The sequence below is a fragment of the Spongiibacter sp. UBA1325 genome (assembly GCF_002306875.1).
In the GTDB taxonomy this organism is placed as follows: Bacteria; Pseudomonadota; Gammaproteobacteria; order Pseudomonadales; family Spongiibacteraceae; genus Spongiibacter; species Spongiibacter marinus.
Genome location: NZ_DBTD01000010.1, coordinates 386426 through 411825, shown reverse-complemented (window position 1 = coordinate 411825; position 25400 = coordinate 386426). Strand labels below are relative to the sequence as shown.

Below are 25400 nucleotides of genomic sequence, written 5' to 3'. Positions count from 1 at the left end.
TCTGAAGCGATGCAACCAGTAAATTGAGGAGTGTTGCCTGTGTTGGTCACAGTTGCCCGCTATTCCTTTCCCTGGGAAGCCCAGATAAATCGCGCTCGGCTGGAAGCTGAGGGCATTCCCGCTTTTGTCGCCGATGAACAGACCATCAATATGCAGTGGCTCTACTCCGATGCCTTGGGGGGCGTGCGCTTGCAGGTGCCGTCCGCCTGCGAAGAACGTGCCCGAGAGTTACTAAGCGAAGATCGAAGTGCAGATCTGGAAACGTCACAGGGCAGTGATGTGCCGCTGTGCCCAGTGTGTTGTGCTGAAATGCAATCTGAGCGGCGAGGTCGTCGCTGGGCCTTTCTCGTGTTCCTGGGCATTGATTTCCCCCTGTTCCCCACGCGAAAAATATTGCGCTGTGGCCGCTGTGGTTATGAACAACCGAGCTGAGTAATGCGGTAGAATTTGAGACAGAGCTTTTGCGTTAGATCAACGCCGCTCTGACTGGTTAACGATAGTCTTGTGCACGCTTTGCTAAGGGTAGATATGGAGCATCGACACCACTACGAGCAGCATCGAATGGGCCGTATCGCATGGCTGCGCGCGGCGGTGCTTGGTGCAAACGACGGCATAGTCTCCACCGCCAGTTTACTGTTGGGTGTCGCTGCCGCTGGAGCGAGCAGTCATACCCTGTTGCTTACCGGCTTGGCTGGCGTGGTTTCCGGCGCGATGTCGATGGCCGCTGGCGAGTATGTGTCGGTGAGTTCTCAGGCCGATATAGAACGCGCCGACATCGAGATTGAGCGGCGCGAGTTGGCGGAAAATCCAGTGCAGGAGCATGAAGAGTTGGCGCAGATATATATCCAGCGCGGCCTTGATGATGCACTGGCAGAGCAAGTTGCCTCGCAGATGATGGATCACGATGCCCTGGCTGCGCACAGTCGCGACGAGCTCGGCTTGTCACCTTACCATCGGGCGAAACCACTGCTCGCGGCGGTATCGTCTGCAGCCAGTTTTGCCTTGGGGGGCGCGTTGCCGCTGGGTTTGGCGATTGCGCTGTCTCCGCCCCTGTTGCTCACCGTGATGCCTGTGGCAATTTTATTATTCCTGGCCCTGCTCGGTGGCAGTGCGGCCTATGTGGGCGGCGCGCCAATTCGTGCTGCGGCCTTGCGCGTTACCTTCTGGGGGGCGCTGGCCATGCTGCTAACCGCTGCGGTTGGCAGCGCCGTTGGCACGGTGCTGTAGCGGCCTTTTTGCCGTGCTGTTTATTCTCTCCTGCGCTTCTGTAGCGCGCTGATTAAGATATTAACTCATGCCTAAATTATTCTTTGCTGTTGTGATAAGTGCGCTGCTGATTGGCTGTGCGAAACCTGCCGATAATCGCGAAATGCCGCCGCGGGGATTGAAGGTATATCAGGTTATGGATTCAGCGAAGATGGTTCAGCGGCGCTTTCCCAGTGTTCTTGCGGCCCACGATGAAACGCAGTTGTCGTTTGATATCGGCGGTCAGCTGGGGCAGGTCGAGCTTCAGGAAGGGCAGCGAGTCGCGCGTGGAGAGTTGCTATTGCAGCTTGATACAGCGCGTATTGCATTGCACCGTCAGGATGCAAAAGCCGCGCTCGCCCAGGCGCAGGCAGGCTATCAGAATGCCCGCAGTAATTTCACTCGCCACGAGGCCATGTGGCAACAACGCGTGATACCGCGTGCGCGTTACGACGATGCAGAGGCGGCGCTGGCGACCGCCGCGGCGCAGCTTGAGCGCGCCGAACAGGGCCTGGCCTTGGCTGAGGAAAACTTGCGCAAGTCGGCACTGCGCGCCCCGTTTGACGGCATTGTTGCCAACGTGCGTGCCAAGGCGTTTGCAACGGTAGCGGCTGGACAGACACTGCTGACCTTGTACTCCGAAAATGCCTTTGAGGTGGCCTTCAGTGTGCCATCGTCAGTGATTAACAGTATGTCGGTGGGGCAGGCGGTTGCCGTGCAAATGGCAGAGCTTGGCGACGTACAGTTCGAGGGGCAAATTAGTGAAGTGGGCAGCCGTGCAGCGAGTGTCTCAGCCTTTCCGGTCGTTGCTGTGCTGGACGCTGTCCCGCAAACACTCCGAGTAGGTATGTCGGCTGAGGTGATTGCCGATATCGCCTTGCCCGCCGATTACCGCGGTTTCCTGCTGCCATTGAATTGTTTGGTATTTGACAATGCCAGTCGACTGACCGCCAAGCACTTCGAAGCGCTGGTGTATGTTTACGACGCCGCCAGCCAGTCCGTTGTCGCTCGCCCGGTAACGGTATCCGAGGTACGCGGTAACGAAGTGATAGTCAGCAAAGGTTTGTCGGCGGGTGATCGAGTGGCCGCGGCGGGCGTGTCGTATCTGCGCGATGGTATGAAAGTGAAACTGCTGGAGCCGCAGTTATGATGTCGCTGATTCGCCTTGGGCTTGAGCGAAATCGCCTAACCGTATTTGTGATGCTCGCACTGTTATTAAGCGGTGGCCTGACCTACACCGATCTGGCCAAACGGGAAGAACCTGAAATTACCATTCGCACCGCCATGGTCACCGTTTTGTTTCCCGGTATGCCGCCAGCAAGAATGGAAACGCTTATTGCTGAGCCAGTCGAACGCAAAATCCGTCTTATCCCCGAGGTGGAAGAAATAGAGACGCTGCTGGTTACCGGCCAGGTGAGTTTTCGCGTGACGCTCTACGACCGCTACGATGACCTCGAAGATATTTGGCAGGCGCTGCGCGATAAAATGAGCGAAGTCACCCGCGAGCTGCCGCCGGATACCCTTGGCCCGTTCGTGAACACCGACTACGGCGATGTCAGCATTGCGACGATCGCGATGACTGCCGAGGGCTTTGACTACGCTGAAATGCTCGATACGGCAGAGGATTTGCAGCGCCGTTTGTACACCATTGCCGGCATTTCCAAAGTGAACTTTTACGGGCGGCAGGCAGAAAAGATATGGCTGGAGTTCGATGCCAACCGTCTCGCTGCCGTCGGCATGCAGTTGGCTGTTGTTATAGATGAGTTGCGAGAGCAAAACATCATCCTGCCCTCAGGGCAGCTCAATGCCGGCGGTAAACGCCTTTTGCTGGAAACCAGCGGCGATTTTCGCAGTGAGCAGGATATTGCCACGTTACTGAGCAAAACGCGCATTGGTGACAACTTTGTGCGTTTGGCCGACATTGTTCACGTGAGGCGAGGCTTTGCCGACCCATTGACGCGACCGGTATACGCCAATGGCAAGCCGGCGATCGCTATCTCTGTCGAAATGCAAAGCGGCGAAGATATCCTCGAGGTGGGTAAGCGTATTCGCGACGAGGTTGCCGCCTTTGAGCAACAGCAGCCGATAGGCTACGCCTTTGACTTTGTCAGCTTTCAGCCCGATGAGGTGCGCCGTTCCGTGCGCGGTGCCTTGCTCAATGTCGCCGAGACCTTTGTGGTGGTCTTGCTGGTGGTGATGGTCTTTCTCGGGCTAAGAACCGGGGTGGTTATTGCCGCGATTGTCCCCTTTGCGGTGTTGTTTGCGCTGATGGGGATGCGCGTACTGGGGATTGCGCTAGAGCAGGTGTCGATAGCGGCGGTGATTATCTCGCTGGGCTTACTTGTCGACAATGGCGTGGTCGTCGTCGAGGACGTGTTGCGCCGGGTCGAGCAAGGGCAGGCGCGGACGCTGGCGGCGCGCGCCGCAGCCAAGCAGTTTGCCATTCCACTGGCGATCGCCTCGGGTACAACCGCGGCGGCGTTTCTGCCGTTCTTTTTGCTGGAGGGGCCGGAGGGCGAGTACGCCTATTCACTGGCCAGCGTGGTTGCGCTGAGTTTGCTTGGCTCGTGGCTGAGCGCGATGTATTTTCTACCGTTGATTGCGGCGCGCTTCGTGCAGCCTAAAACCTCGCGCGTGGATAAACCCGCGGCGGGGGCGAATTACTATCGGCGCCTTTTAGCATTCTGCCTGCCGCGTGCGCCCTGGGTATTGGCGGCTACTGCACTTCTTGTCGTTGCTGGAGCCCTACTGTTCTCTCGTTTGCCGAGCCAGTTGTTTCCGCCCTCTGATCGCGGTGAGGTGCTGGTATATATGGAGCTGCCAATGGGTAGCAATATCAACGAGACACTGCGGCTGTCCAAGGCGTTTGGCGACTGGCTTGCTGACGATGAGCCCAACCCCGAGTTGCGCAACTATACCGCTTACATCGCCGACGGCGGCCCGCGTTTTTATCTTACGCTCAACCCCGCCGAGCGCTCGCCAACCAGCGCCTTCTTTTTGCTGAATACCGATGATATGCAGAGTTCGCTGACGGTGCAGGAGCGTGTTCGCCGCCATGCTCATCAATACTTTCCGGAAGCGCGTTTTACGGTAAAACGCCTGGCGATGGGGGCCAAGGAATCGGGGGTTTTGCAGCTTGAGTTGACCGGCCCAGACGCCGACCGGCTTTTGGAATTGGCGCGTGATGTTGAAGCGGTGTTTTACCCGGTGCCCGCAATGGTGGACAACCGAAACGACTGGGGCGAAAAAATCGTCAAGGTGATGATCGATGTCGACCAAAATAAAGCGCGGCGCTTAGGCGTTAGCTCGGCGTCGTTGAGCCGGGTACTCAGCGCCTACTTTGATGGCAGTGCGATCTCTGTGTTTCACGACCACGACCGTTCTCTGCCCATCGTCCTGCGTGCCAGCGAGAAGGACCGCGATAGCATCGACGATCTGCGCGATATCTCTGTACTCTCTGACAGCGGAGCCGTGGTGCCGTTGGGGCAGCTCGCGGTTATCCGGCCCGAACTCGAGTTTTCACAGCTGCGCCGAAAAGATCAACAGCGCATGATTACGATCACAGCGAAGAGCGAGGCCTTCACCGCCGAAGCGCTGCTGGAGCGTGTGCAAAATGACTTGGACAGCATCGTCCTGCCCGAGGGCTACAGCCTGTCAATCGCCGGGGAAATTGCCGATAGCCATGAAATCTATGGAAAGTTGGCTGCCGGTTTGCCCGCGGCTTTTGCCTTAATGGTGCTGTTGGTGGTATTTCAGTTTAACTCTTTCCGCCGTGCGGCAATCGTATTTACCACGGTGCCACTGGTGATTATCGGTGCCCCTCTGGGCCTTATGGCCAGCGGGCAGCCGCTGTCTTTTATGGGCACACTAGGCTTAATAAGTTTGGCCGGTATCATCATTAACAATGCGATCGTGCTGATCGATCAGATTGATATCGAGCGGGCGAACAGCGACCTGAAAATGGCGATTATCGAGGCGGCGCAGCAGCGTTTTCGGCCGATTTTGTTAACCTCGGTCACCACTGTTGTGGGCTTGTTGCCATTGTTCTTTTTTGGCGGGCCGCTGTGGACGCCGCTGGCGGCAGTGATTATCGGTGGGCTGTCCTTGTCGTCGGTGCTCAGTTTGGTATTTGTGCCTGCGTCATATTACTTGCTTGAGCCGCCAGTCAGCGCGCCCTCTGGTAACAACGGAGCGTTGTCATGAGTCTGTTCCCTGCGGCACTAACACCCAGCAGCCCGCGCCGCCTGGCTTCGCGGCTCGACTACTTGCTGCGGGGGCGACTGTGGGCGCAGATTCTGCTGGCAATGGTGCTCGGCGTGGCGCTCGGCTTGTGTCTGTCACCCAGCGGTGGCGCGCTGGTAGCCAGCGATACCGCCAGCTTACTCGCCGCATGGCTGGCCCTGCCGGGGCGGCTTTTCCTCGCCATGATTCAAATGGTGGTGGTGCCACTGGTGCTGTCCTCCATTATTTTGGGGATTACCAGTAGTGGCGACCCCAAATTTCTGAAGCAGATAGGCCTGCGCATTGCGCCGTATTTTATTCTTACGACCAGCGTGGCGGTTTTCATTGGCTGTCTTGTGGCGCTGTGGTTACAGCCTGGTCAGTACATCGATGTCGGCGCAGAGCTGGCCACGGCTGTGGCGCCTGAATCTGCCGTTGCCGTGGCCTCGTTGCCAGACCGACTGATTGAAATTATCCCCGCTAACCCGACCAGTGCGCTGTTGTCGCGATCAATGTTCCAGATTGTTGTACTGGCTATTTTTATCGCTGTGGCGATGGTGTCGATCAGCGAGCGGCGTGCAAAACCCCTACTGGACTTATGTGTGTCGGTGCAGGATGTGTCGATGAAAATCGTCAGTTGGGCGATGGCATTGGCGCCGATTGCGGTATTCGGCTTGCTGGCGCAAATCAGTGTGCAGGTGGGTTTCGATGCCATTATTGGCGTGGCGACCTACGTGGCAACGGTGCTGTTGGGCTTGGTGATATTGCTGGGCTTCTATCTGCTGATTGTCACCGTGCTGGCGCGCCGCTCACCCCTGGCGTTCCTGCGGTCAATATCCAATGTTCAGCTGTTGGCGTTTTCCACGTCCAGTTCGGCAGCGGTAATGCCCCTGTCGATGAAAACAGCGGAAGAATCACTGGGGGTAAAACCGGCGGTGTCACAGTTTGTGGTGCCCCTGGGCGCTACGGTGAACATGGACGGCACAGCGCTTTACCAAGTCATAGCGGCGGTTTTCCTTACTCAGGTATATGGCATTGAACTGAGCATTGCCCAGTTGCTGTTGTTGTCGGTGACCACCGTGGGTGCGTCTATCGGTTCGCCGAGTACGCCGGGCGTCGGTATTGTGATATTGGCGACAATCGTTCAGGGAATGGGGGTACCGGCCGAGGGGCTGGCACTGATCTTAGGCGTGGATCGCATTTTAGATATGAGTCGCACGGCAGTGAATGTAAGTGGTGACCTGACGGCCTGTGTGGTGATGGAAAGGTTTCTCGATGACAAGGTCAGCGACTGAATTGCCCAGCACGCCCGGGCTTATTCACTGCGCGCCGAGCGGCGACTTTTCCCCGGTGACTCGCCTGTCCAGCGGCGATAGGCGCGCTGGAATGAGCTTTGTTCTGAGAACCCCAGCAGTGCTGCGACATCCGCCAGGCTCAGTTCCGGGTCAGCCATATACTGCTCGGCCAGGGTTTGACGCAGTTCGTCGATCAATTGCCGAAAGCTCAACTCTTGCTCAGCCAGCAGGCGCCGCAGCTTGCGTGGGCTGACCTCCAGTTTCTGTGCGATGTGGCTTAGGTCCGGGGTGCCATTATGCAGTTGCTCGGCAATGCTGCGTTTGCAATCTTTCAGCCATTGCGGCGGCTGCGCCCGGCTTAGCTGCTTCAGTTGCTGTTCACAAATGTCGTCGAGCATGGCCAGCGCCTGAACATTGGCCATTTGTATCGGCAAATCCAGTGCCGCCTCCGGGAAGGCGAGGCTGTCGACGTCGGCATCGAAATATACCGGGCAGCCGAAGAAGCGTTGCAATTCTTCGCTGTCTTCCGGTGCTGGATGCCGAAACCGGATCCACGTGGCGCGAATATCGCTGCCGGTAAACTGAGGAGCAAGGGTTTTGACAACGGCGAAGTTGAGCTCGGCATGGTGGTGGCTAAGGGCGATTTCCGGCGGCAACAGACAATGCCAGCGCAGCACAATATCGCCGTTTTCGTGCACCACCTCGTCCCGGAAAGCGTCGTAGTCTAAACCCGAGTAACGCACTAAGCGCTGTACCTGCTGTTCCACATTGGCGCAGGCGAACTGCGCCAGCGCGCCCACCCCCACATGTCCTGGCCGCACGAACTGGCCCATATGCAAGCCTAAGTGCGGGTCGCGCAACTGCGCTGCGGCACTGTCGAGCATGCTTGCATAACAGAGGTAGGGGATGCGTTTTTCGGGTTGTTCCAGCAGTTCAACAGGCAGGCCGTGGCTTTCCAGTAGCTTTGAGGCAGGCAGACCGTTGGCGTCGCAGTAATCGGTGAGCAATCGCAGGAAGTGCACCGCAACGGTGTACTGCATTGCATCGTTGTCTGGGCTGGCCTTGTGCATGGTTTGGCGTGTGTGAACTGTGAATCGTTGCCTTAAGGTACTACAGTCCGGCGCGCTGATCATCTGCCAACCGTGGACAGTTGGGTCAATTTCCAGGCATTAAGGTCAAGATGCCCTTGTCAGAGCGAGCTATGCTATGCACTAACTACCCCTTGTGCAGCCAGCAACGGAGAGGCAATGATAATAATGAATACAGTGTGGACGTTCGGGCAATTTCAGGAAGGCAGGCTATGAAGCGCCGCCGGGTATTAGCGGCCGCTGGCGCCACAATGGCGGCAGGGCTGGGCGGCTTGTGGTTGCGCCCCGGTGACAACGGCGAGCCTTATAACGCCTATTTTCGCCGCCTTAACGACGAGTTACAGCGCAATGGTCCTATGCGCCCGGTGATGGTGATAGACCTGGATCGCATTGACTATAACCTGGCCTTGGTCACCGACAGTCTGGCCAAAACCGGCAAGCACTATCGCATTGTAGAAAAGTCACTGCCCAGCATGAAGCTCCTTGACTATGTGTCAGCCAAGTCGGGGAGTAAGCGATTCATGAGTTTCCACCAACCCTTTTTAAATCACGATGCACGAAATATCCCCGACGCTGATCTACTGCTGGGTAAGCCATTGCCGGTTAAGTCGGCCGAGGAATTTTACGCGCGCCATCGCGGTAGTTTTGACCCCTCTCGCCAGCTGCAGTGGTTAATAGATACCCCACAGCGGCTGCAACAATATCTGGAGCTGGCAAACCGTTTGGGCACCTCCATGTTGGTAAACGTTGAGATCGACGTTGGCCTTCACCGCGGTGGTGTTGATAGTGATGAGGCGCTGATCGCTATTCTCGACCTGATCCACGCTCACCCCGAGCAACTGACTTTTAGCGGCTTTATGGGTTACGACGCCCATGTTGGCGCGGGGGTGCCGGGTATTTTGGGGAGCCCCGAGGAGCTGCTCGATAAAGCCATGGCAAGCTATCAGCACTATGTTGACCTCGCCCGGCAACGCTACCCGGCGATGTGGCAGGGCAGTCTTACCTTAAACACTGGCGGCAGTCCGAGTTATCGCCTGCACGAGCGAGAATCATTGAGTACCGAAGTGAGTGTGGGAACGGCGCTGCTCAAGCCCAGCCACTATGATCTTGCCACCCTGGAAGGGCATCGCCCCGCGGCGTTTATTGCCACGCCGGTGCTCAAGGCAGAAGGGCCAATTCGCCTGCCTGCACTGGACGATAAGTCGGCTATTTTCTCGTGGTGGGATGTCAATCAGCGTCAGACGTATTTCGTTTACGGCGGCTATTGGCGCGCAGACTACGAAGCGCCGCAGGGGCTGCAATTCAACGCTAACTTTGGCCACAGCGCCAACCAGGAAATCGTCAATGGCTCCCCGGCAACCAATTTGCAGGTGGATGACCACGTGTTCTTAAGGCCGATGATTAGTGAGAGTGTGCTACTTGAATTTGGCGATCTACTGGTACTGCGCGGTGGCAAAATCATCGACCAGTGGCCGGTAATGTCGCAAAACGTTTGACGCGCTGGCGAGCATCCCGGCGGACTAAGAGGAAAAAACAATGAAAAAACGTATCGCATTGCTGCTGCTTGCCGGTTTTTCCGGCCTGGTTGCCTGCAGTTCAGAAACGGGTGAAAGTGCCGCCGAGGCAGCCGCACCGATTGCAGCGCTGCAAATTAACGACCATGTGTTGCGCCGTACCTACGAAAGCTCCTGCATGAATTGCCACGGTGTTGCCGGTACCGGCGCGCCGATCAGTGGTGATGTCGAGGCCTGGGCGCCGCGAATGGCCAAGGGGATGGACACCCTGTTGGATCACAGCATAGATGGTTTTAATTCCATGCCGCCGATGGGCATGTGTCCCCAGTGCTCAGAGGATGACTTTGTCGCACTGATCGAACTGATGGCTGGTGTACAGGGAGAATAGTTGTGGCTGTTACTCGCAGAACCGTTCTTAAGCAACTCTCAACGGCCGCCGCCCTGGGTGCGGTGACAAGTTGGAGCCCCGTATCGGCGGCCGCGCGGCGTCGAAGACTGATTCCGTGGTCGAACTGGTCCGGTGGCCAGCGCTGTATTCCCGCGCAACGGGTCGCGCCCACCAGCGAAGCGGCCATTGCCGACTTGCTGGAAAACAGCCGCGGCGTGGTGCGGCCGGTTGGGGCCTCACACTCCTTCTCTGCGTTGGTTCCGACCGATGGCACGCTGGTGTCACTGGCGCAATTAACGGGCATGATCGGCCATAACCCTGACACCCTAGAAGCGGAATTTTGGGCAGGAACGCCCATGTCGCAGATGGGGCAGCCGCTGCATGAGGCGGGGCAGGCGCTGGTCAATATGGCGGATATTGATTACCAAACGCTGGCGGGAGCCATTGCAACGTCTACCCATGGAACCGGCATCGACTACGGTTCCTATTCGGCGTATGTCAGCGGCCTGCGCTTAATTACCGCCAGTGGTGACGTACTCGATTGCGATGCGGAAAATAATCCCGAGATTTTTTCCGCCGCTCGCGTTTCGTTGGGCGCCTTGGGGGTAATTACCCGCATTCGCATGAAAAACCGGCAACCGTTCCGCGTACATGAGCAAACCTGGGTGCAGGACACCAACGAACTGCTCGAAGATGTAGACCGCTTGCGCAAAGAGAATGATCGCTTTGAATTTATTCCCATACTGCATTCGGATGTTTCGCTGTGCGTGACACTGAACGAAACTAACGATCCGAACACGCTGCCCAAAGAGGGCGGTGGTGATGGCGACAAAGTGAGCTTGTTGCGCAATGTGCATAAATACGCAGGGGGCTTTCCGAATGCTCGGGCATCGCTGGTGAATACGCTGGCTAAGCAGATGGATTTTCCCGACGTGATCGACCAGTCATACAAGGTGTTTGCCAATGTGCGCGATCAGCGGTTTAACGAAATGGAGTACACCGTGCCCGCCGAGGCTGGTCCGGATTGCTTGCGAGAGATCATGGCGCTGGTGCGCAAGAAGAACTTGAACAGCTTTTTGCCGCTGGAGTACCGCTATATCAAGGCCGATGATATACCGCTGTCAATGTTCAGCGGTCGCGACGGCTGTGCGATCTCTGTGCACCAGTCTTACGAGCTGGACTACCACAATTTCTTCGCCGCGGTTGAGCCCATATTCTGGAAGTATGAGGGCCGCCCGCACTGGGGGAAACTGCATAGCCTGAATGCGGCGCAGCTTTCCAAGCTGTATCCCCAGTGGCAGGACTTTACGGCGCTGCGTGAAGAACTCGATCCCGATGGGCGCTTTTTGAATGGTCACCTGGCCTCTGTTTTTGGGACGCGCATGCGCAACTAATACGGCGTGCTAAACCGCTTAGCTAGCTGCTGCTAATAAGGAAATTATTGATGAAATCCGCATTTATTCGCCCTCTGCTGTGTATGGTTGGTATTGCCTCGGCTGGCGTCGTGCAGGCTCAGCCGCGGGTCTTGGAAGAGGTGATTATCACCGCGCAAAAAACCGAGCAGAGTCTGCAGGACGTGCCTATTTCGGTGACCGCTGTCGACGGCGAGTTTATGCAGGATGCCGCAATCGGCGATTTGCAGGAGCTGTCGGTTTTTGTTCCCAATGTTCGCATGGACGATAACGACCCCGGTTCTCCGCAGATTTTTATTCGCGGTTTCGGCACCAATACCTTTAATCCGAGTTTTGAAAGCTCCGTGGGGCTGGTGCAAGACGAGCTGTTTATGGGGCGGGCCGGTTATTTTACCGAAGGTATGTTTGATGTCGGTCGCGTTGAAGTGTTACGTGGCCCACAGGGCACGCTGTTTGGTAAGAATACCGTGTCAGGTGTTTTCAACGTATTCAGCCGCCCCGTCACCGAGGCGTTCAGCGCCAACGCCGAGCTGCGCGCAGGCGAGTTTGGTGAACAGCGAGTCGAGGTGGGTGCCGGGGGCATGGTCAACGATTGGTTTGGCCTTCGTTTTGCCGCGATGGATACCCAGCGCGACGGCCAATTGCATAATCAGTTTAGCGGGCGCGACCAAGAGGCTTCTGAGCAGGATGCTCAGCGCTTAAAACTGCTATTTGTTCCCAGCGACGCCATGGAGATCGAGCTCATTGCGCTGGAGTCACAAACCGAAATGGCCTATTGGCCGAAGCAGCTAAAAGCACTGGATGCGGATACGCGCGACTATCTGGCCGACTTTGATGCCAATATTGACGATGACCCGGAAGACTTCACCACTAGCATGAACCGAGACGGCGAGCTGGAGAAAGGGTCAACAACCTACAGCGCCAAGTTGTCATACAGCTTTGGCGAAGTTGGCGCACTGCGCGACTTGAATATGGTTGCCGTATTGGGGCGCAGCGACTTTTTTGTTGAGCAAGACCAGGATATGGATGTTTCACCGGCAGATTTGCTCACCCTGTTTAACCGCGAGGACTACCGCCAGGACACCTTGGAATGGCGCTTTACGGGTAATGCCGAAAGCTTGTTTGGCTTGGGGAATGACTTGCAGTTTGTTGCTGGATTGTTCTACTTCGAGTCGGACTACGAACTTAATGCCAAGCTCCAATTAGGGGATGACATCGGCAGCTGGCTGGGAACCGACGACGCCCAACAAATGGCAGGCAGTGATGCGATCTTGCTGCCCGCGCTACGACTACTGGCGCAAACAACCACCGACGACCATTTCCGTTTTCACTACTTGCAAAACACCGAGTCGCTGGCGCTGTTTGGTCAATTCAGTTTGAGCCTTGGCGATAACTGGGTGGTGACACCGGGGCTGCGCTTTAACCGCGAAGACAAGCGCATTGATAGTTTGGGAGAGTCGGCCTGTAGCAGTACCACCATGCTGCCCGCGTTGGCCTGTGTCACGCCGCTGTTACTGGATACCCAGGACTACAACAAGCGTGGGCTCGAGCGCAACGAACGCGACGTGTCGCCCAAACTCTCGGTTATGTACTACCTGAGCGAAGAAACCAATGTCTTTGCAACCGTGAGTCGCGGTTTTAAAAGCGGCGGTTTCAATGCTATCTCGTTCACCGGCGAAGACATTGAGTTCGACGACGAAAATGCAACCACGGCGGAGCTGGGAATCAAGGGGCGTTTCTTCGACCGCAGTCTCAGCGTGAATGCCACCTTGTACCGCACCGAGTTTGAGGACCTACAGGTCCTGGCATTTAATGGCGTGTTCTTCGACGTTAGTAATGCCGCTACGGCAACCTCGCAGGGCCTGGAGGTGGATTGGCAGTGGCTGACGCCTTGGGAGCCGCTGTCAATGTCGGGGTCGTTGGGTTTGCTTGATGCGCGCTACGACGAGTATCAAGGCGCGCCCGCGCCGGTCACGGATGGCATTGATCAGCGCCAGGACCTCAGTGGCGAGCGTATCGCCTTTGCCCCCGAAGTGAGCGCGACACTGAGCCCCAGCCTGCACTTTACGCTGGGCGATGCCTTCAGTGTGAATATCGCGGCGGATATCATCCATCAAGGTGAGCAATACACTGATGTCGACCTCGACGACAATACCCGCGTACCTGCTAACACCAAGCTTAATTTGCGGCTGTCGCTTGCCAGCGCAGATGAGTGGTGGAGTGCCACCGTGGGTGTGAAGAATGCGAGCGATGAGCGCACTCAGAATCAGGTGATAGACTCGGTGCTGTTCCCGGGAACCTACTATGCTCAGCAAAACCCTGGACGCCAGGTATACGGATCGCTGCGCTTTAACTGGTAGCTCCGGCGTCACTGCGACGATATGTCCCGCCCACTTGCTCGCCTAAACGGCGATAATGGTGGGGCATGTCACCTCGGAGCGCGTCTATGTCTGTTAAAACATCCCTCATCGCCATACTCGCTGGCTCTCTTGCCGTATCGGCCATCGCCGAGCCCCAGCAACCGTCCCAGCCCAGTGCTGCTGAAATGCAAGCGCAGGCCCTGCCTATCGTGAAGCGCTTTGGTGCCACCTTGAAGCCGCAGTTGCAGGCAGCAGTGAAGTCGGGAGGCTTTGCCCATGCCATCAACGTATGTGCGGATATTGCACCGGCCATTGCCGCGCAAATTAGCCAGGACACGGGTTGGACAGTTAAGCGAGTCAGCCTCAAAGCGCGCAACCCCAATGCGGTGCCCGACGCCTATGAGCGCGGCGTGCTCGAAGACTTTGGGCGGCGTAAGGCTGAGGGAGAGGCGGTCGCGGCGCTAAACGATGGCCAATGGCAGGATGGTCGCTATCGCTTTATGAAGGCGCAAGGCGTGGAAGGTTTATGCCTGAATTGCCACGGCAGCAATTTGGCGCCACCGGTAGTAAAAGCCTTGTCTGAACGCTATCCCCAAGACCGTGCGACGGGCTATGCGGTGGGAGACATCCGCGGTGCGATCAGCCTGATCGCCCCAGAATAGGCGGTGTTCGACTCGTCTTTTTGGAGGTCGTCCATTCGGATGGGCAGCTGAGCGCAGTTGATCTATATCAAATTCCAGTAGCGGGGCGCCCCTTACTCTGTGTGCCATGAGTTGTCACAAGTGGTGACAACAGCGAACACAGAGGACAGCCGCCATGAACAAGCCCCTGCGCGAACCCTACATCATCGAAACCAAGCCCCTGCCAGAGCGCTACGCGAGGGGCTGGCATTGTCTGGGTAAAGCCAGCAGTTTTGGCAGCGAGCCTACGGCATTAAATTATTTTGGCAGTAAATGGGTTGCGTTTCGGGGAGAGGAGAGCGGCGAGCTATTTGTCGTCGGCTCGTATTGCCCGCATATGGGGGCGGACTTGAGCCGTGGCAAAGTGTGCGGAAACTCGCTGCGCTGCCCCTTCCATGAGTGGAGCTGGGGTGGCGATGGGGTCTGTGACGATATCCCCTATGCCGACCGCATTCCCCCGAAAGCAGTGATTCCCTCGATGCCGGTTATGGAAGAAAACGGCCTCGCCTTTGTCTGGCACGATCCGGAGGGTCACCCACCCATTCCCGAGCAGCGTCCACGCCGCAACAGTGATTATTTTTCTGGCGAGTGGTCAGATTGGAATATTGCCGAATTTACCATTCATTCCAACTGCCGTGAGCTGGTCGATAACATGGCCGATATGGCGCACTTTGGCCCTGTTCACTACTCCCAAGTGCAGACCTTCAAAAACATTCAAGACGGGCACACCTACACGCAGGTGATGTCGGGTGGTCACGATATTCTGGCCGACGAGGGCCAGGGCTTTACCTCCGTTGCGACCTACGAAGGGCCCGCGTATATGACCACCACCATGGTCGGTTCGATGGATGGGCGCGAAGTCACGACCCACCTGCTGGTGAGCCACGTGCCGGTAAACATGGAGGAGTTCATCATTCGCTTAGGCGTCATGGTTAAGAAAGACCCCAGCCTGAGTGAAGAGGAAAATACCGCCTTAGTGCAGGCCTACACGCAGATGTCGGTCGACTCCTTCGTGCAGGACGTTGAAATTTGGAACAACAAAGTTCGCATTGATAACCCACTAATGTGCGACGGCGACGGCCCGATTAATATGCTGCGCAAGTGGTACAGTCAGTTCTATATGGACGTTGCGGACATCCCGGATAACATCACCGCGCTGAAAGAGCACGAAACGCGAATCAAGTATCCCCACGCTCAGGCGGGGTCAGAGTAATGTCACTGACACGCATTAACGCCCTCGGTTACGTGCTGATCGAGACCCGTGACACCGCCCAATGGGCGCACTTTCTCACGCAGGTTGTTGGCCTGCAGGCGGCGGGTCGCTCGGCGGACTGGGACCTCTATAAAATGGACGCTTACTGCTGGCGAGTGGCTGTCGTGCACGGCGAGCGTGAGCGCTTTCATACAGCGGGCTGGGAGCTTGCCGCCGATGAGGACTTGGGGGCACTGAGTACACGTTTGGCCGAGCAGGGCGTGCACGTCAGCCGCCTAAGCGAGGCGGCATGTGCGCAGCGCAAAATACGTGACGGACTGGCCCTTAACGACCCCAGCGGTCAGCGAGTTGAACTGGTGAAAAGCTGCGCGCTGGACTGTTTAGCCTTGCAAAGCGAGGTCGGCGTGCCAGCGTTTGAAACGGGCTTCAACGGCGATATGGGGCTGGGGCACTATGTGTTGCCAACCCGAGAGTTTGACGCCTGTATCGATTTTTATCACAGGCTGCTGGGTTTTGAGTTTACCGATTCCATGCAGCTGGGCGAGCAGGGCCTGCACTTTCTTCATGTCGATAACCCCCGGCACCACAGCCTGGCCATTTACCAAGACCCGAATCCGGCGGCGAGTGGCTGTGTGCACCTGATGTTTGAGGTGCCAGACCTCGATCAACTGGGACTGTTTATGGACCGTTGCCGCAGCCACAACGTTGGTGTGGCCGCGTCGCTGGGCAAACACTGCAACGACCAGATGGTATCGGTGTATGTAAATAGCCCAGGCGGTTTTGCGATTGAGTTTGGCTGCGGCGGATTGCAGCTGGATTGGCAGCACTACCGCCCCACCTTTAGTACGCGCCCCTCACAGTGGGGCCATCACTGGCAGCACGCCGACAACTAGCAAGAATTGAGGTAGAAAATAATGAGTGATTTTAACCGTAGTAAACAGCTGTTGCTCGACGCCCGCGCCATGGTTCCCGCTCTGCTTGAGCGTCAAGGTGAGGCAGCGTCACTGGGTCGCCTGCCGGATGCCACCATTGCCGAGATGCAGCGCAGCGGATTTTTCAAGATTATGCAGCCCGCCCGCTACGGCGGCTATGAGCTTCCTCCCCAGCAATTTTTTGATGTGCAGCAAACTCTTGCCGAGGGCTGCATGTCGACCGCGTGGGTACTGGGCGTAGTCGCTATCCACAATTGGCAGCTGGGTATGTTTGACGACCGCGCACAGCAAGATGTGTGGGGCGACGACGATTCCACGTTGATTTCGTCCTCATACATGCCAGTGGGTAAGGTAAAACGTGTCGAAGGGGGGTATATGCTCTCTGGACACTGGGGTTTTTCCTCGGGTTCCAAACACTGTAAGTGGGCGTTTTTGGGGGGCATGGTGCCTCCCGCGGCCGACGGCGAAGCCCCTGACTACCGGACCTTTTTGGTGCCGTTGGGTGACTATGACATCGTCGATAACTGGGATGTGAGCGGCCTCCAGGGAACGGGCTCGAACGACATCGTGATCAAAGAACCGGTGTTTGTACCCGAGTACCGCACCCACCGCAGTGCGGACGGTTTTAGCGGCGACAATCCGGGTTGTAAGGAAAACACCAATGCTATTTTCCGCTTGCCCTTCGGCCAGATTTTCACTCGCGCGGTTGCCTGCTCGTCCATTGGCGCCCTGCAGGGTGTGGTAGACAGCTACGTTGAGGTGAATCGCAATCGCGTTGGTTTGAACGATGGTGCACGCGTAGCCAAAGACCCCAATGTGCAAATGGCACTGGCCAATGCCGTGTCGGCAATTACTGAGTGCCGGGTAATGCTCAAAGATGATCTGGCGTATTTTGTGAATACCGCCGAGGCCGGTGACACGCCCGCCATTGAGCAACGCATTCAGCGCCGTTTCCACGCTGCCAGTATCTCCCGCAAGTGCGCCGATGCCGTGAATGAGCTTTTCATTGCCTGTGGCGCGCAGGGAATTTTCTGCGGTCACCCGCTCAATCGCGCGTGGTTGGATATTAATGCTGGCCGCCAGCACGTTGCGAATAACCCCTTCAAGTTTGGCCGCAATTTGGGCGCTACCATGCTGGGACAGCCGAATACGGACTTCTTCCTTTGAGTGAGGCTGCCATGCAAACGCCATACGAGATTATGGGTGAACGAGGTATTCGCGATGTTGTTGCCGAGTTCTATCGCTTGATGGACAGTGAGCCAGCCTATGAAGAAATTCGCGCCATGCACACGCCGGATCTCGGTCCGGTAAGCGAGCAGCTGAGTCTGTACCTGATCAGCTGGATGGGCGGGCCCCCCGTGTATGCCGAGCGTAACGGCAGTATGTGCATTACCGCGGCGCACCGGGGCCTGGGGCTGGCACCCAGACACAGTCAGCAATGGCTGGACTGCTTCGCTCAGGCGCTGCAGCCACGCGATGACGCCGAATTATTGCAAAAAATGCTGTTGCCAGCCTTGCGGCGAATCACTGACATGTTGGAGCGCTCAGCGGCTTAATGACAAAATGGCAATGGCGCGATTGGGCATGATGGCGTAGCGTTGGTGGTGGGGTCTGCCCCACTGCCAATAATAACAACAGGAACTGCCCATGAAGCGATTTAGCTGCCTCCGCCGCGCTGCCGCGCTGGTGTTTGTACTGCCTTTTTTTGCCGCCTGCTCACCGGCCACCACAGCGCCTTCGCTGGCGCCCGTAGCAGAGCTTCGGCCCGGGATTTTGCAGGGCTATTTATCGCCGCAGGCGGTGCCGAATAGTCTGGCCTTGGTGTCGCCGCCGCCCACCCAGGGCAGCGCGGCAGAAGCCCTGGATCGGGCGATCAATGAACAAGTGTTGAGGCTGCGCGAATCACCGCGCTGGCAACAGGCGCGCCGCGACGCAGAGTTGCGCTTTCCCGCCGCCGCAGACGTTTTTTCCTGCGCCCTGGATTTACCCATCAACACCGAACAAACCCCTCAGCTATATCGCTTGCTTCGCCGCAGCCTGACCGATGCGGGCTTTGCGACCTACGCAGCGAAGAATCACTATCAACGCCAGCGCCCCTTTATGGTGAATGGCCAGGCCAGCTGTACCCCTGAACAAGAGAATTACCTGAGGAAGGATGGTTCTTTTCCCTCGGGGCACGCGGCGCTGGGCTGGGCCTGGGCGCTGATTCTCGCCGAGCTAGCACCCGAGCGGCAGGACGCGATTTTGGCCAGGGGGCGCGCCTTTGGCCAGAGCCGGGTGGTGTGCAATGTGCATTGGCAAAGCGATGTTCTGGAGGGGCGGGCGGTCGGTGCAGCAGCGGTCGCCGCGCTTCACAATAACCCTGAATTTACGCAGGCTCTGGCAGCCGCGCGTAAAGAGCTTGTCGCTCTGCGATCCGCTGGTGCGGTGAGTGCCAATGATTGCGCCGCCGAGGCCGCGGCGCTGTCCGCGTTGCCGCAGGCAATGCCCTGGCCGGCGAACCGATAGCATAGGTTGCCGGGTGGCTAAGCCTATTGCTCTGCCAAAAACGCGCGAATGGCCGTGAGCGATTCGGTTTCGGTTAGCAGGGGTGCGTGCCCGGTATTGGCGACCTCCAAGACGTGAAGGTCGGGTTTAATGGCTTGCATGCGCGCCACACAGTCGCGGCTGAGCAAGTCTGACAACTCGCCGCGCAACAGTAACATTGGCGTAGCGGCGGCGGCCTCAAACAGAGGCCACAGGTCAGGGGGGATGCCGTCGCTGTCCGCTTGCAGGGGGACGGCAATATTGGGGTCGTAGTTCAATACCGGCTGGCCGTCGCTGTTTTCCACGTAAAGGTTGCGGGTAAAGGTTTGCCAGTCCTCATCATTAAATAGCGGGTACTCACGCTGTTGCGTATCGCGGGTACGCTGCACAGCCTCCTGCCAGGTGGTAACCGGTGGTGGACTTGCACAGACATAGGCCTTAATACGGGCAATGCCTTCGGGGTTGGCTTCGGGGCCGATGTCGTTAATCACCGCGCCACGGATGCGCGCACCCGATGTTGCGCACAATATCATCGAGGTTAGCCCGCCCAGCGACGTGCCGATCAGCTTCACCCTGGCCAATTGCTTGGCGTCCATCAGTGCCAGTACATCGGCGGCATAGGTGGCGGGTTGGTAGTTGTCTGGGTTGCTGTCGTAGTCAGAGCGGCCGCGGCCGCGCAGGTCAACGGCGAGCAGGTGGTAGTGTGACGAGAGCTCCTCGCACAGCAGGGCAAAGTCTGCTGAGCTTCGCGTTAATCCCGGAATACAAATGATACTGTCTGCGTTTTCATCGCCATATTCCCTCGCATACAGTTTCAGTCCGTCGCTACTGGTATACCAATAGTCTTTATAGTTTTTAGACATAATTGCTGGCTCATAGAGTAAAAAGGCCCGGAGGCAGCCAACGTGTCTGGCTCCGGGCAACGGGGCGCGTATTAGAAGGCGTAGCTGACGCTGGCAGTCCAGGTGCGCGGCGCGCCGTAGAATGCCAGCTCGCCTGAGGCGAGGTTGTAGCCACCGGTTTTGTATTCCTTGTCTTCGATGTTTTTCACAAACACACTCACCGTCCAATGCTCGTCGGCGGAGTACCAGTTGGCACTGGCGTCGAGCAGGGTATAGGACTCGTCCTGGTCGCAGCTGCACTCAACGTTGTTGAAGTTGCGCGATGCATCGCGGTAAGACAGGGCGCTGTTCAAGGCGATACGACCGGCGTTGCCAAGGTCCCTCTCATAATTCAGCGCAAACTGGCCCGTCCAGTTGGGTGCATTGAGCATTTCCCAGCTGTCGGAAACATCCTGCCCGCCCGATTGCACCTCGGTGAGCTCGGCATTCATGTATCCCAGTGCGAGAGAGCTGCTCAGACCATCGGTAATTTGCAGCAGTGACTCCAGTTCTGCCCCGCGTATCTCGGCGGTACCGGCGTTCACAACGTCAGAAGAGAAGAATACCGGTGCGGGTTGGGCCGTCTGCACCGTGAGTTGCATGTCGTCATAGGCCATATCGAAAACGGTGGCATTAAGGCGAATGCGGTCGTTCCACAGCTGTGATTTAACACCGAGTTCCCAGGTCTCAACGGTTTCCGGATCGTAGCCTTTGGCGATATCCGGGTTTTTGCTGGCGTCGCCGCGCATATCAAAGCCGCCGGACTTAAAGCCTTCGGCATAGCTCACATAGAACATCACGGCATCGTTCATCTGCCAGTCGAGCTTGATACTGGGGCTAATCTCATTCCAGTCTTTGTCGGCGTCTTTATCGCTGATGTCGGTAAAGGTTGCCAGCAGGGTGTCGTTGGCCGGGTCACCGTGGGTAAAGCCGGAGCCCTGCTGCGTGCTATAGGGGAAGGAGTTAGTGGTGTTATACGCCAGGCGCTGAATGTTTGAGTTCTTTTCGTCATTGGTCCAGCGCATGCCGGCCGTTAGGGTCAGGCTGTCGCTGAGGTCATAGTTCACATTGGCGTAGACCGAGGTGCTGGTGGTATCCACATCACCGCCGATCGCCAGATCGTAGTGGTCGCCATCCATGTATGGGGTGCCGCCGAGTCCATTGAGTACCACGTCGAAGGCACCGGCTGAGTTGCCGGTGAAATAATAGAGGCCACCGACGAAGGCCAGACGGCCGCTGCCGTAGTTAAATTGCAGCTCGTGGGACTCCTGCTCATCGCTGTACTTGGCGGGTACGTCGAAGGCGTCCAGCGGGGTTCCGTCAAAGTCGATGAACTGCTGGGTTTCACCTTCGCGGTTGGCGTAGATGTACTTCACCACCACGTTGTCAGACAAGTCGTACTCGGCGGTTAAGGAGAAGCCGCTGTTCTCCACATTGGATTTATGAGTGGTGCCGCAGGCGCCGTCGTAGGGGTTGCTCGAGCTTTCAAACGGCTGGCCGTTGGCGGGATGCGTCAGGGCGGTGGGGCTGGACTGTGAACCGCAGCGCTGGTTGCTGTTGTCATCGGTGCGATCGCCGGCAACGCGAATAAACAGCCGGTCACTTGGCGTGTATTCCGCGCTCAGGCGTGCGACAAGCACATCCTTGTTGTAGTTTTCCTGGCTGCTGCTATAGGTGCCGGTGTTGATGTCATAACCGGTATCAACGTCGCCAAAACCGTCGCGAGTGAGTTTCGCAATAGCCGCACCGACATAGAGCTGTTCGTCGAGAATTGGCAGCTGTGCAGACAGCATCATGTCGCGCTGGTTGTAGGCGCCAACGGCAGTGGTGATCTTCGCTTCGGCATCGCCCGTCATTCTGCGAGTGATGTACTTGATCGCGCCGCCTACGGTGTTTTTGCCATACAGGGTCCCTTGCGGGCCGCGCAGCACTTCTATGCGTTCAACGTCGAAGACATCTAGCACGGCTGCCTGTGGGCGAGCGTAGTAAACATCGTCGACATACACGCCGACACCGGGTTCAAACCCCCACAGCGGATCCTGTTGGCCCACGCCGCGAATATACGCAGTGAGTGTAGAGTTGGTGGCGCGGCTGGCGCGCATTTGCGTGTTGGGGACATTTTTCTCCAGTTCGGTAACGGACGTAATCCCTTTATTTTCCAGCTCCAGTGCATTGAGCGAGGTGATCGATACCGGTACCTCTTGGAGGTTCTGTTCACGCTTTTGCGCGGTAACCAGTACTTCTTCCAGGGCGACGGCCTGCTGGGCCAGTGCCGATTGATGAATGCCGGCGACACTGCACAAGGCGATGAGGGCGGCGAGGGGCTTTTTGTCACTTTTTATACTTATCATAGAAACACCTGTGGCTTGAATATTTTAGGGTAGTCGCTTTCTTGGCTCCGACTGATTTGTATAAGTTGTTGTTCAACGTTTGTTGAATTCAGTTTCGACGTTATTCAACGATTGTTGAAAAGTCAAATGAATTTTCTCCTTATGTATGCCGCGCTGTGCGAGGCCAGTTAGTTTTTCGCGTTGCGAATACGTAAGTAAGCCAGGCCGAGTAGCACGTAGGCGATGGACGTTAAAATGGCATAGCTCGCCGACACGGCGGGGTTGGCAATGCCGCCAAATAGATTGAGGTAAAAGTGGATAAGCAGCGCGCTGATCGACGCGCTGGCAATCAACGGTAGCGGTAAACTGCCGCGAAACAACACGCCAAATAGCATCGGCACGAGTGACGCTGCCGCTAAACCATAAACACCTTTCTGGGCGAATAAACCGATTAAGGGAGGTGGGTTCCAGGCGAGGGTTAAGCCAATGATTCCCACCATAATCAGGGTCCAGCGGGACCAGGCCAGGCCCTTGCTGCGGTTTTTGCTCAGCGGGGAGACAATATCATTCACCACCATCGCAGAGAGCGAGACAAGAATGCCGTCGAGGGTGCTCATCCCCGCAGCGAGCAGGGTGATAAAAATAAACGTCAATGTCAGCTCGCCGACCACACTGCCACTAAATTGATGCAACAGGTATTCGCGAACGACGGTGTCTTGCGCGCTGATCTCCAAGCCGTCGAGTCGCGCGTAAAGACCGACCATGAGAATAAGCGTGAACAGCGTGCCGACCACAACCGTGGTGCCAATGAATTTGCCGATGTCCGCTTCGCTGCGTAAATACAGCACTTTAGTGAGAATATGTGGCTGCAACATCAGTGCAAAGGTAATGATAAAACCCGCGCCGAAAACCGAGAAAAAATCGTAGTAAAGATTGCTGTCGGTGTTCATTACTGCGGCGTAGCCTTCGCCAATATCGCGCAGTGAGGATAAAAAATCGCCGTTGAAATAGTCCGCGCCCTGGGCGAATAGCAGCAGGGTGACCACGATCATCATTATGCCTTGCAAGGTGTTGGTGTAGGCGTGGGCATAGGTGCCGCCCATCAGCACATAAGAGAATACAAACAGCAACACAATGACCAACGCTGGCTTTTGCTCGATAGGGAAGATGCCCGTCATTAACAGACTGCAACCGACCAGAATAAGCACCACGAAGCTCACCGATAATAAATTAATAAAGGCGAAAAACAGGCTGAAGCCGCGGTGTTGGTAGCGGTGGTATATCCAGTCTGGAAGCGTCAGTGCCTGCTTCTCTTCGCCAAGGCGCAAGAAGCCGCGTGACAAGACCAAGAATGCGCTAAGAATGCCGGCCGACCCCGCGACGGCGTAGTGCATATAGGCAGAAACGCCGTGCACATAAACAAAGCCGGGGTTGATCACAAAGGTCGCCGTGGAGGCGATCGAGGCTGCCAGCGTAATGCCGATGATATAGGGGCTCATGTCTTTGTTGCCGATGGCGAAGCCGCTAATGTCCTGCGTGCGGCGCATGCCTATCCAGGAGAGCCAGTAGACCAGTGCAACATAGCCACCAGTCAGCACATATTTAAAGACCTCTGTCGATATCATGTACCATCCGCCTTGTATTTTATTTATTGGTGAGTCACTATATTCAACAAGCGTTGAATATACAAGCGATGGCAAAACACTGTCTACATCACAAGCAAACGCGAACACTGCAGCGGGCAATTTGCAGTGTTAGAAAAACTGGGTGGCACAATGACAAGAAAAACAAATGCGGTGAAGAGCGAGCGAATACTGGACGTGGCAGAGGAGCTCTTTGCCCGTCACGGCTATGACGGCGTCACCATGCGGCAAATTTCCACTGGTGCAAAGGTGGATGTTGCATTGGCCAATTACCACTTCGGCAAGAAGTTAGATGTTTTCTACGCGGTGTTTAATCGCCGTGCAGAACACCTCGGAAGCACCCGCCGCCAGGTATTGCAGGAGCAGTTTACCGATGGAGAACCGCAGCGCTTAGAGCAGGTAATTGAGGCATTTTTGTTGCCGCTAAAGCTGGCTCAGGAGAGCGGTGATCCAGGATGGAAAAACTACATGGCGCTGCTCGCCTATGTAATGACATCGCCGGTGTGGAGCCGGGAAATGATGGAAAACACCTTTGACAAACACGTGGGCGATTTCATTGCCGCGCTGCGGCAGATTTTCCCAACGGCGCGGGATGAAGACCTGCACTGGTGTTATCACTATGTATCGGGTGCCCTGGCGCTAACCCTAGCGCAGACCGGTCGTATCGACCGCTTGTCGGGTGGCAAGTGTCTGTCGTCGGATTTTGATGCCGCCTACGACCGAATGATTCCCTTTATGGCCGCGGGCTTTCGCGCGGTATGTGGTGAAGAGCGAACTCCCCAATAACTCAAATACGATGAGGCAAACATGCGACACAAAACAGCGTTAGTTACCGGCGCGGCCAGCGGCATTGGGCTGGCCCTTGCGGCTGATTTATCGAAACAAGGCTTTCGAGTTTGCCTCACTGACGCTGACGAACAAGCGGTTACTAGCGCTGCGCAGTCACTGAACGGGGCGGCGGCTGAGGTATTGGCCCTGCCACTGGATGTTACCAATCAAGAGCACATCAGCGGTGCGGTATCGCGTTTGGAGAACGAATGGGGCGGCGTCGATGTACTCATTAATAATGCGGGCATTCAACACGTTGCCTCCCTGGAGGACTTTCCCGTCGACCGCTGGAAATTGTTAACAGAGATTTTATTGGTCGGCCCAGCCCTGCTGAGTCGCGCCGTATTACCGAGTATGCGAGCGCGAAACTTTGGCCGTATCGTCAATGTGGGCTCCATCCACTCGCTGGTGGCGTCGCCCCATAAGAGCGCGTACGTGGCGGCCAAGCACGGTTTGTTGGGCTTTTCCAAAACCGTCGCGCTGGAAACCGCAGATTGTGATATCACCATTAACACCCTGTGCCCGTCCTACGTAAAGACGGCGCTGGTGCAAAAGCAAATCAGCAGTCAGGCGCTGGCGCACGGTATTTCGGAGGATGAGGTGATCAATAAAATTATGCTTGAGCCAATGCCTAAAAAGAGCTTCATCGACATGGATGAGCTGTGCGGCGCGATGAATTTCTTGCTCAGTGATGCGGCGCGAAATATGACCGGCCAGGAAATGGTCATCGACGGCGGCTGGACCATTCGTTAATGCCAGAGGTGACGCGCTAGGCGCAGGGCCGAGCGCCACGGTACAATCGCCGCTCAGATAATCGCGGACCAGAGCGGCAGACTCCATAACA

At 56.7% G+C, this 25400-nt stretch carries 21 protein-coding genes; 17 read left to right on the top strand and 4 right to left on the bottom strand.

The window, feature by feature from the left end:
• Window positions 1-39: 39 nt before the first annotated feature.
• From B3K78_RS13890 to B3K78_RS13870, 5 genes are all read left to right on the top strand, one after another.
• Entirely contained in the window at window positions 40-432 is a 393-nt protein-coding gene (locus B3K78_RS13890) for a putative signal transducing protein (RefSeq protein WP_286695906.1), read from the top strand.
• A 96-nt stretch (window positions 433-528) separates the two neighbouring features.
• Window positions 529-1227: a VIT1/CCC1 transporter family protein gene (locus B3K78_RS13885; RefSeq protein WP_204995976.1), complete on the top strand. Its 699-nt coding sequence runs from the start codon at window positions 529-531 to the stop codon at window positions 1225-1227.
• Window positions 1228-1294: 67 nt separating this feature from the next.
• Complete coding sequence (locus B3K78_RS13880) at window positions 1295-2395, top strand: efflux RND transporter periplasmic adaptor subunit (protein WP_286695905.1); 1101 nt, start codon at window positions 1295-1297, stop codon at window positions 2393-2395.
• The gene (locus B3K78_RS13875) at window positions 2392-5448 is read left to right on the top strand and encodes an efflux RND transporter permease subunit (RefSeq protein WP_286695904.1); all 3057 of its coding nucleotides are present in this window, start codon (window positions 2392-2394) and stop codon (window positions 5446-5448) included. The genes B3K78_RS13880 and B3K78_RS13875 overlap by 4 nt, the downstream gene beginning before the upstream one ends.
• Entirely contained in the window at window positions 5445-6761 is a 1317-nt protein-coding gene (locus B3K78_RS13870; RefSeq protein WP_286695903.1) for a dicarboxylate/amino acid:cation symporter, read from the top strand. The genes B3K78_RS13875 and B3K78_RS13870 overlap by 4 nt, the downstream gene beginning before the upstream one ends.
• 20 nt (window positions 6762-6781) lie before the next feature.
• On the opposite strand, the gene B3K78_RS13865 is transcribed toward B3K78_RS13870, so the two are convergent.
• Entirely contained in the window at window positions 6782-7831 is a 1050-nt protein-coding gene (locus B3K78_RS13865) for an AraC family transcriptional regulator (protein ID WP_286695902.1), read from the bottom strand.
• Window positions 7832-8061: 230 nt separating this feature from the next.
• On the opposite strand from B3K78_RS13865, the gene B3K78_RS13860 reads away from it, so the two are divergent.
• From B3K78_RS13860 to B3K78_RS13815, 10 genes are all read left to right on the top strand, one after another.
• Window positions 8062-9345 carry a DSD1 family PLP-dependent enzyme gene (locus B3K78_RS13860; RefSeq protein WP_286695901.1) on the top strand — a complete coding sequence of 428 codons (1284 nt, stop codon included), beginning with the start codon at window positions 8062-8064 and terminating at the stop codon, window positions 9343-9345.
• 40 nt (window positions 9346-9385) lie between these two features.
• Complete coding sequence (locus tag B3K78_RS13855; RefSeq protein ID WP_286695900.1) at window positions 9386-9751, top strand: c-type cytochrome; 366 nt, start codon at window positions 9386-9388, stop codon at window positions 9749-9751.
• 2 nt (window positions 9752-9753) lie between these two features.
• On the top strand, window positions 9754-11145 hold the full coding sequence (locus tag B3K78_RS13850; protein WP_286695899.1) for an FAD-linked oxidoreductase, L-gulonolactone oxidase family: 1392 nt from the start codon (window positions 9754-9756) through the stop codon (window positions 11143-11145).
• A gap of 50 nt (window positions 11146-11195) precedes the next feature.
• Window positions 11196-13523 (top strand): TonB-dependent receptor, encoded by a 2328-nt coding sequence (locus B3K78_RS13845; protein WP_286695898.1) that lies wholly within the window; start codon window positions 11196-11198, stop codon window positions 13521-13523.
• Window positions 13524-13609: 86 nt separating this feature from the next.
• Window positions 13610-14185 carry a Tll0287-like domain-containing protein gene (locus tag B3K78_RS13840; RefSeq protein ID WP_286695897.1) on the top strand — a complete coding sequence of 192 codons (576 nt, stop codon included), beginning with the start codon at window positions 13610-13612 and terminating at the stop codon, window positions 14183-14185.
• A gap of 154 nt (window positions 14186-14339) precedes the next feature.
• The gene (locus B3K78_RS13835) at window positions 14340-15416 is read left to right on the top strand and encodes a 3-ketosteroid-9-alpha-monooxygenase, oxygenase component (RefSeq protein ID WP_286695896.1); all 1077 of its coding nucleotides are present in this window, start codon (window positions 14340-14342) and stop codon (window positions 15414-15416) included.
• Window positions 15416-16309, top strand: coding sequence for a VOC family protein (locus B3K78_RS13830; protein WP_286695895.1), 894 nt, complete (start codon window positions 15416-15418; stop codon window positions 16307-16309). The genes B3K78_RS13835 and B3K78_RS13830 overlap by 1 nt, the downstream gene beginning before the upstream one ends.
• 21 nt (window positions 16310-16330) lie before the next feature.
• A complete protein-coding gene (locus B3K78_RS13825) occupies window positions 16331-17515 on the top strand; it encodes an acyl-CoA dehydrogenase family protein (RefSeq protein ID WP_286695894.1) in 1185 nt (394 codons plus the stop codon).
• Between the two features lie 11 nt (window positions 17516-17526).
• The gene (locus tag B3K78_RS13820; RefSeq protein WP_204995963.1) at window positions 17527-17904 is read left to right on the top strand and encodes a globin domain-containing protein; all 378 of its coding nucleotides are present in this window, start codon (window positions 17527-17529) and stop codon (window positions 17902-17904) included.
• A 91-nt stretch (window positions 17905-17995) separates the two neighbouring features.
• Window positions 17996-18856, top strand: coding sequence for an acid phosphatase (locus tag B3K78_RS13815; protein ID WP_286695893.1), 861 nt, complete (start codon window positions 17996-17998; stop codon window positions 18854-18856).
• A 23-nt stretch (window positions 18857-18879) separates the two neighbouring features.
• On the opposite strand, the gene B3K78_RS13810 is transcribed toward B3K78_RS13815, so the two are convergent.
• The 3 genes from B3K78_RS13810 to B3K78_RS13800 form a co-directional block, all read right to left on the bottom strand.
• Window positions 18880-19737, bottom strand: coding sequence for an alpha/beta fold hydrolase (locus B3K78_RS13810; RefSeq protein WP_286695892.1), 858 nt, complete (start codon window positions 19735-19737; stop codon window positions 18880-18882).
• A gap of 71 nt (window positions 19738-19808) precedes the next feature.
• Window positions 19809-22106 (bottom strand): TonB-dependent receptor, encoded by a 2298-nt coding sequence (locus tag B3K78_RS13805; RefSeq protein WP_286695891.1) that lies wholly within the window; start codon window positions 22104-22106, stop codon window positions 19809-19811.
• 167 nt (window positions 22107-22273) lie between these two features.
• Window positions 22274-23710 (bottom strand): sodium:solute symporter family transporter, encoded by a 1437-nt coding sequence (locus B3K78_RS13800; protein WP_204995959.1) that lies wholly within the window; start codon window positions 23708-23710, stop codon window positions 22274-22276.
• A gap of 150 nt (window positions 23711-23860) precedes the next feature.
• Here B3K78_RS13800 and B3K78_RS13795 point away from each other — a divergent pair, with 150 nt between their 5' ends.
• Together B3K78_RS13795 and B3K78_RS13790 are read left to right on the top strand one after the other, a co-directional pair.
• Window positions 23861-24514 (top strand): TetR/AcrR family transcriptional regulator, encoded by a 654-nt coding sequence (locus B3K78_RS13795; RefSeq protein ID WP_036256060.1) that lies wholly within the window; start codon window positions 23861-23863, stop codon window positions 24512-24514.
• 21 nt (window positions 24515-24535) lie between these two features.
• A complete protein-coding gene (locus B3K78_RS13790) occupies window positions 24536-25309 on the top strand; it encodes a 3-hydroxybutyrate dehydrogenase (protein WP_027873586.1) in 774 nt (257 codons plus the stop codon).
• The last annotated feature ends 91 nt before the right edge of the window (window positions 25310-25400 follow it).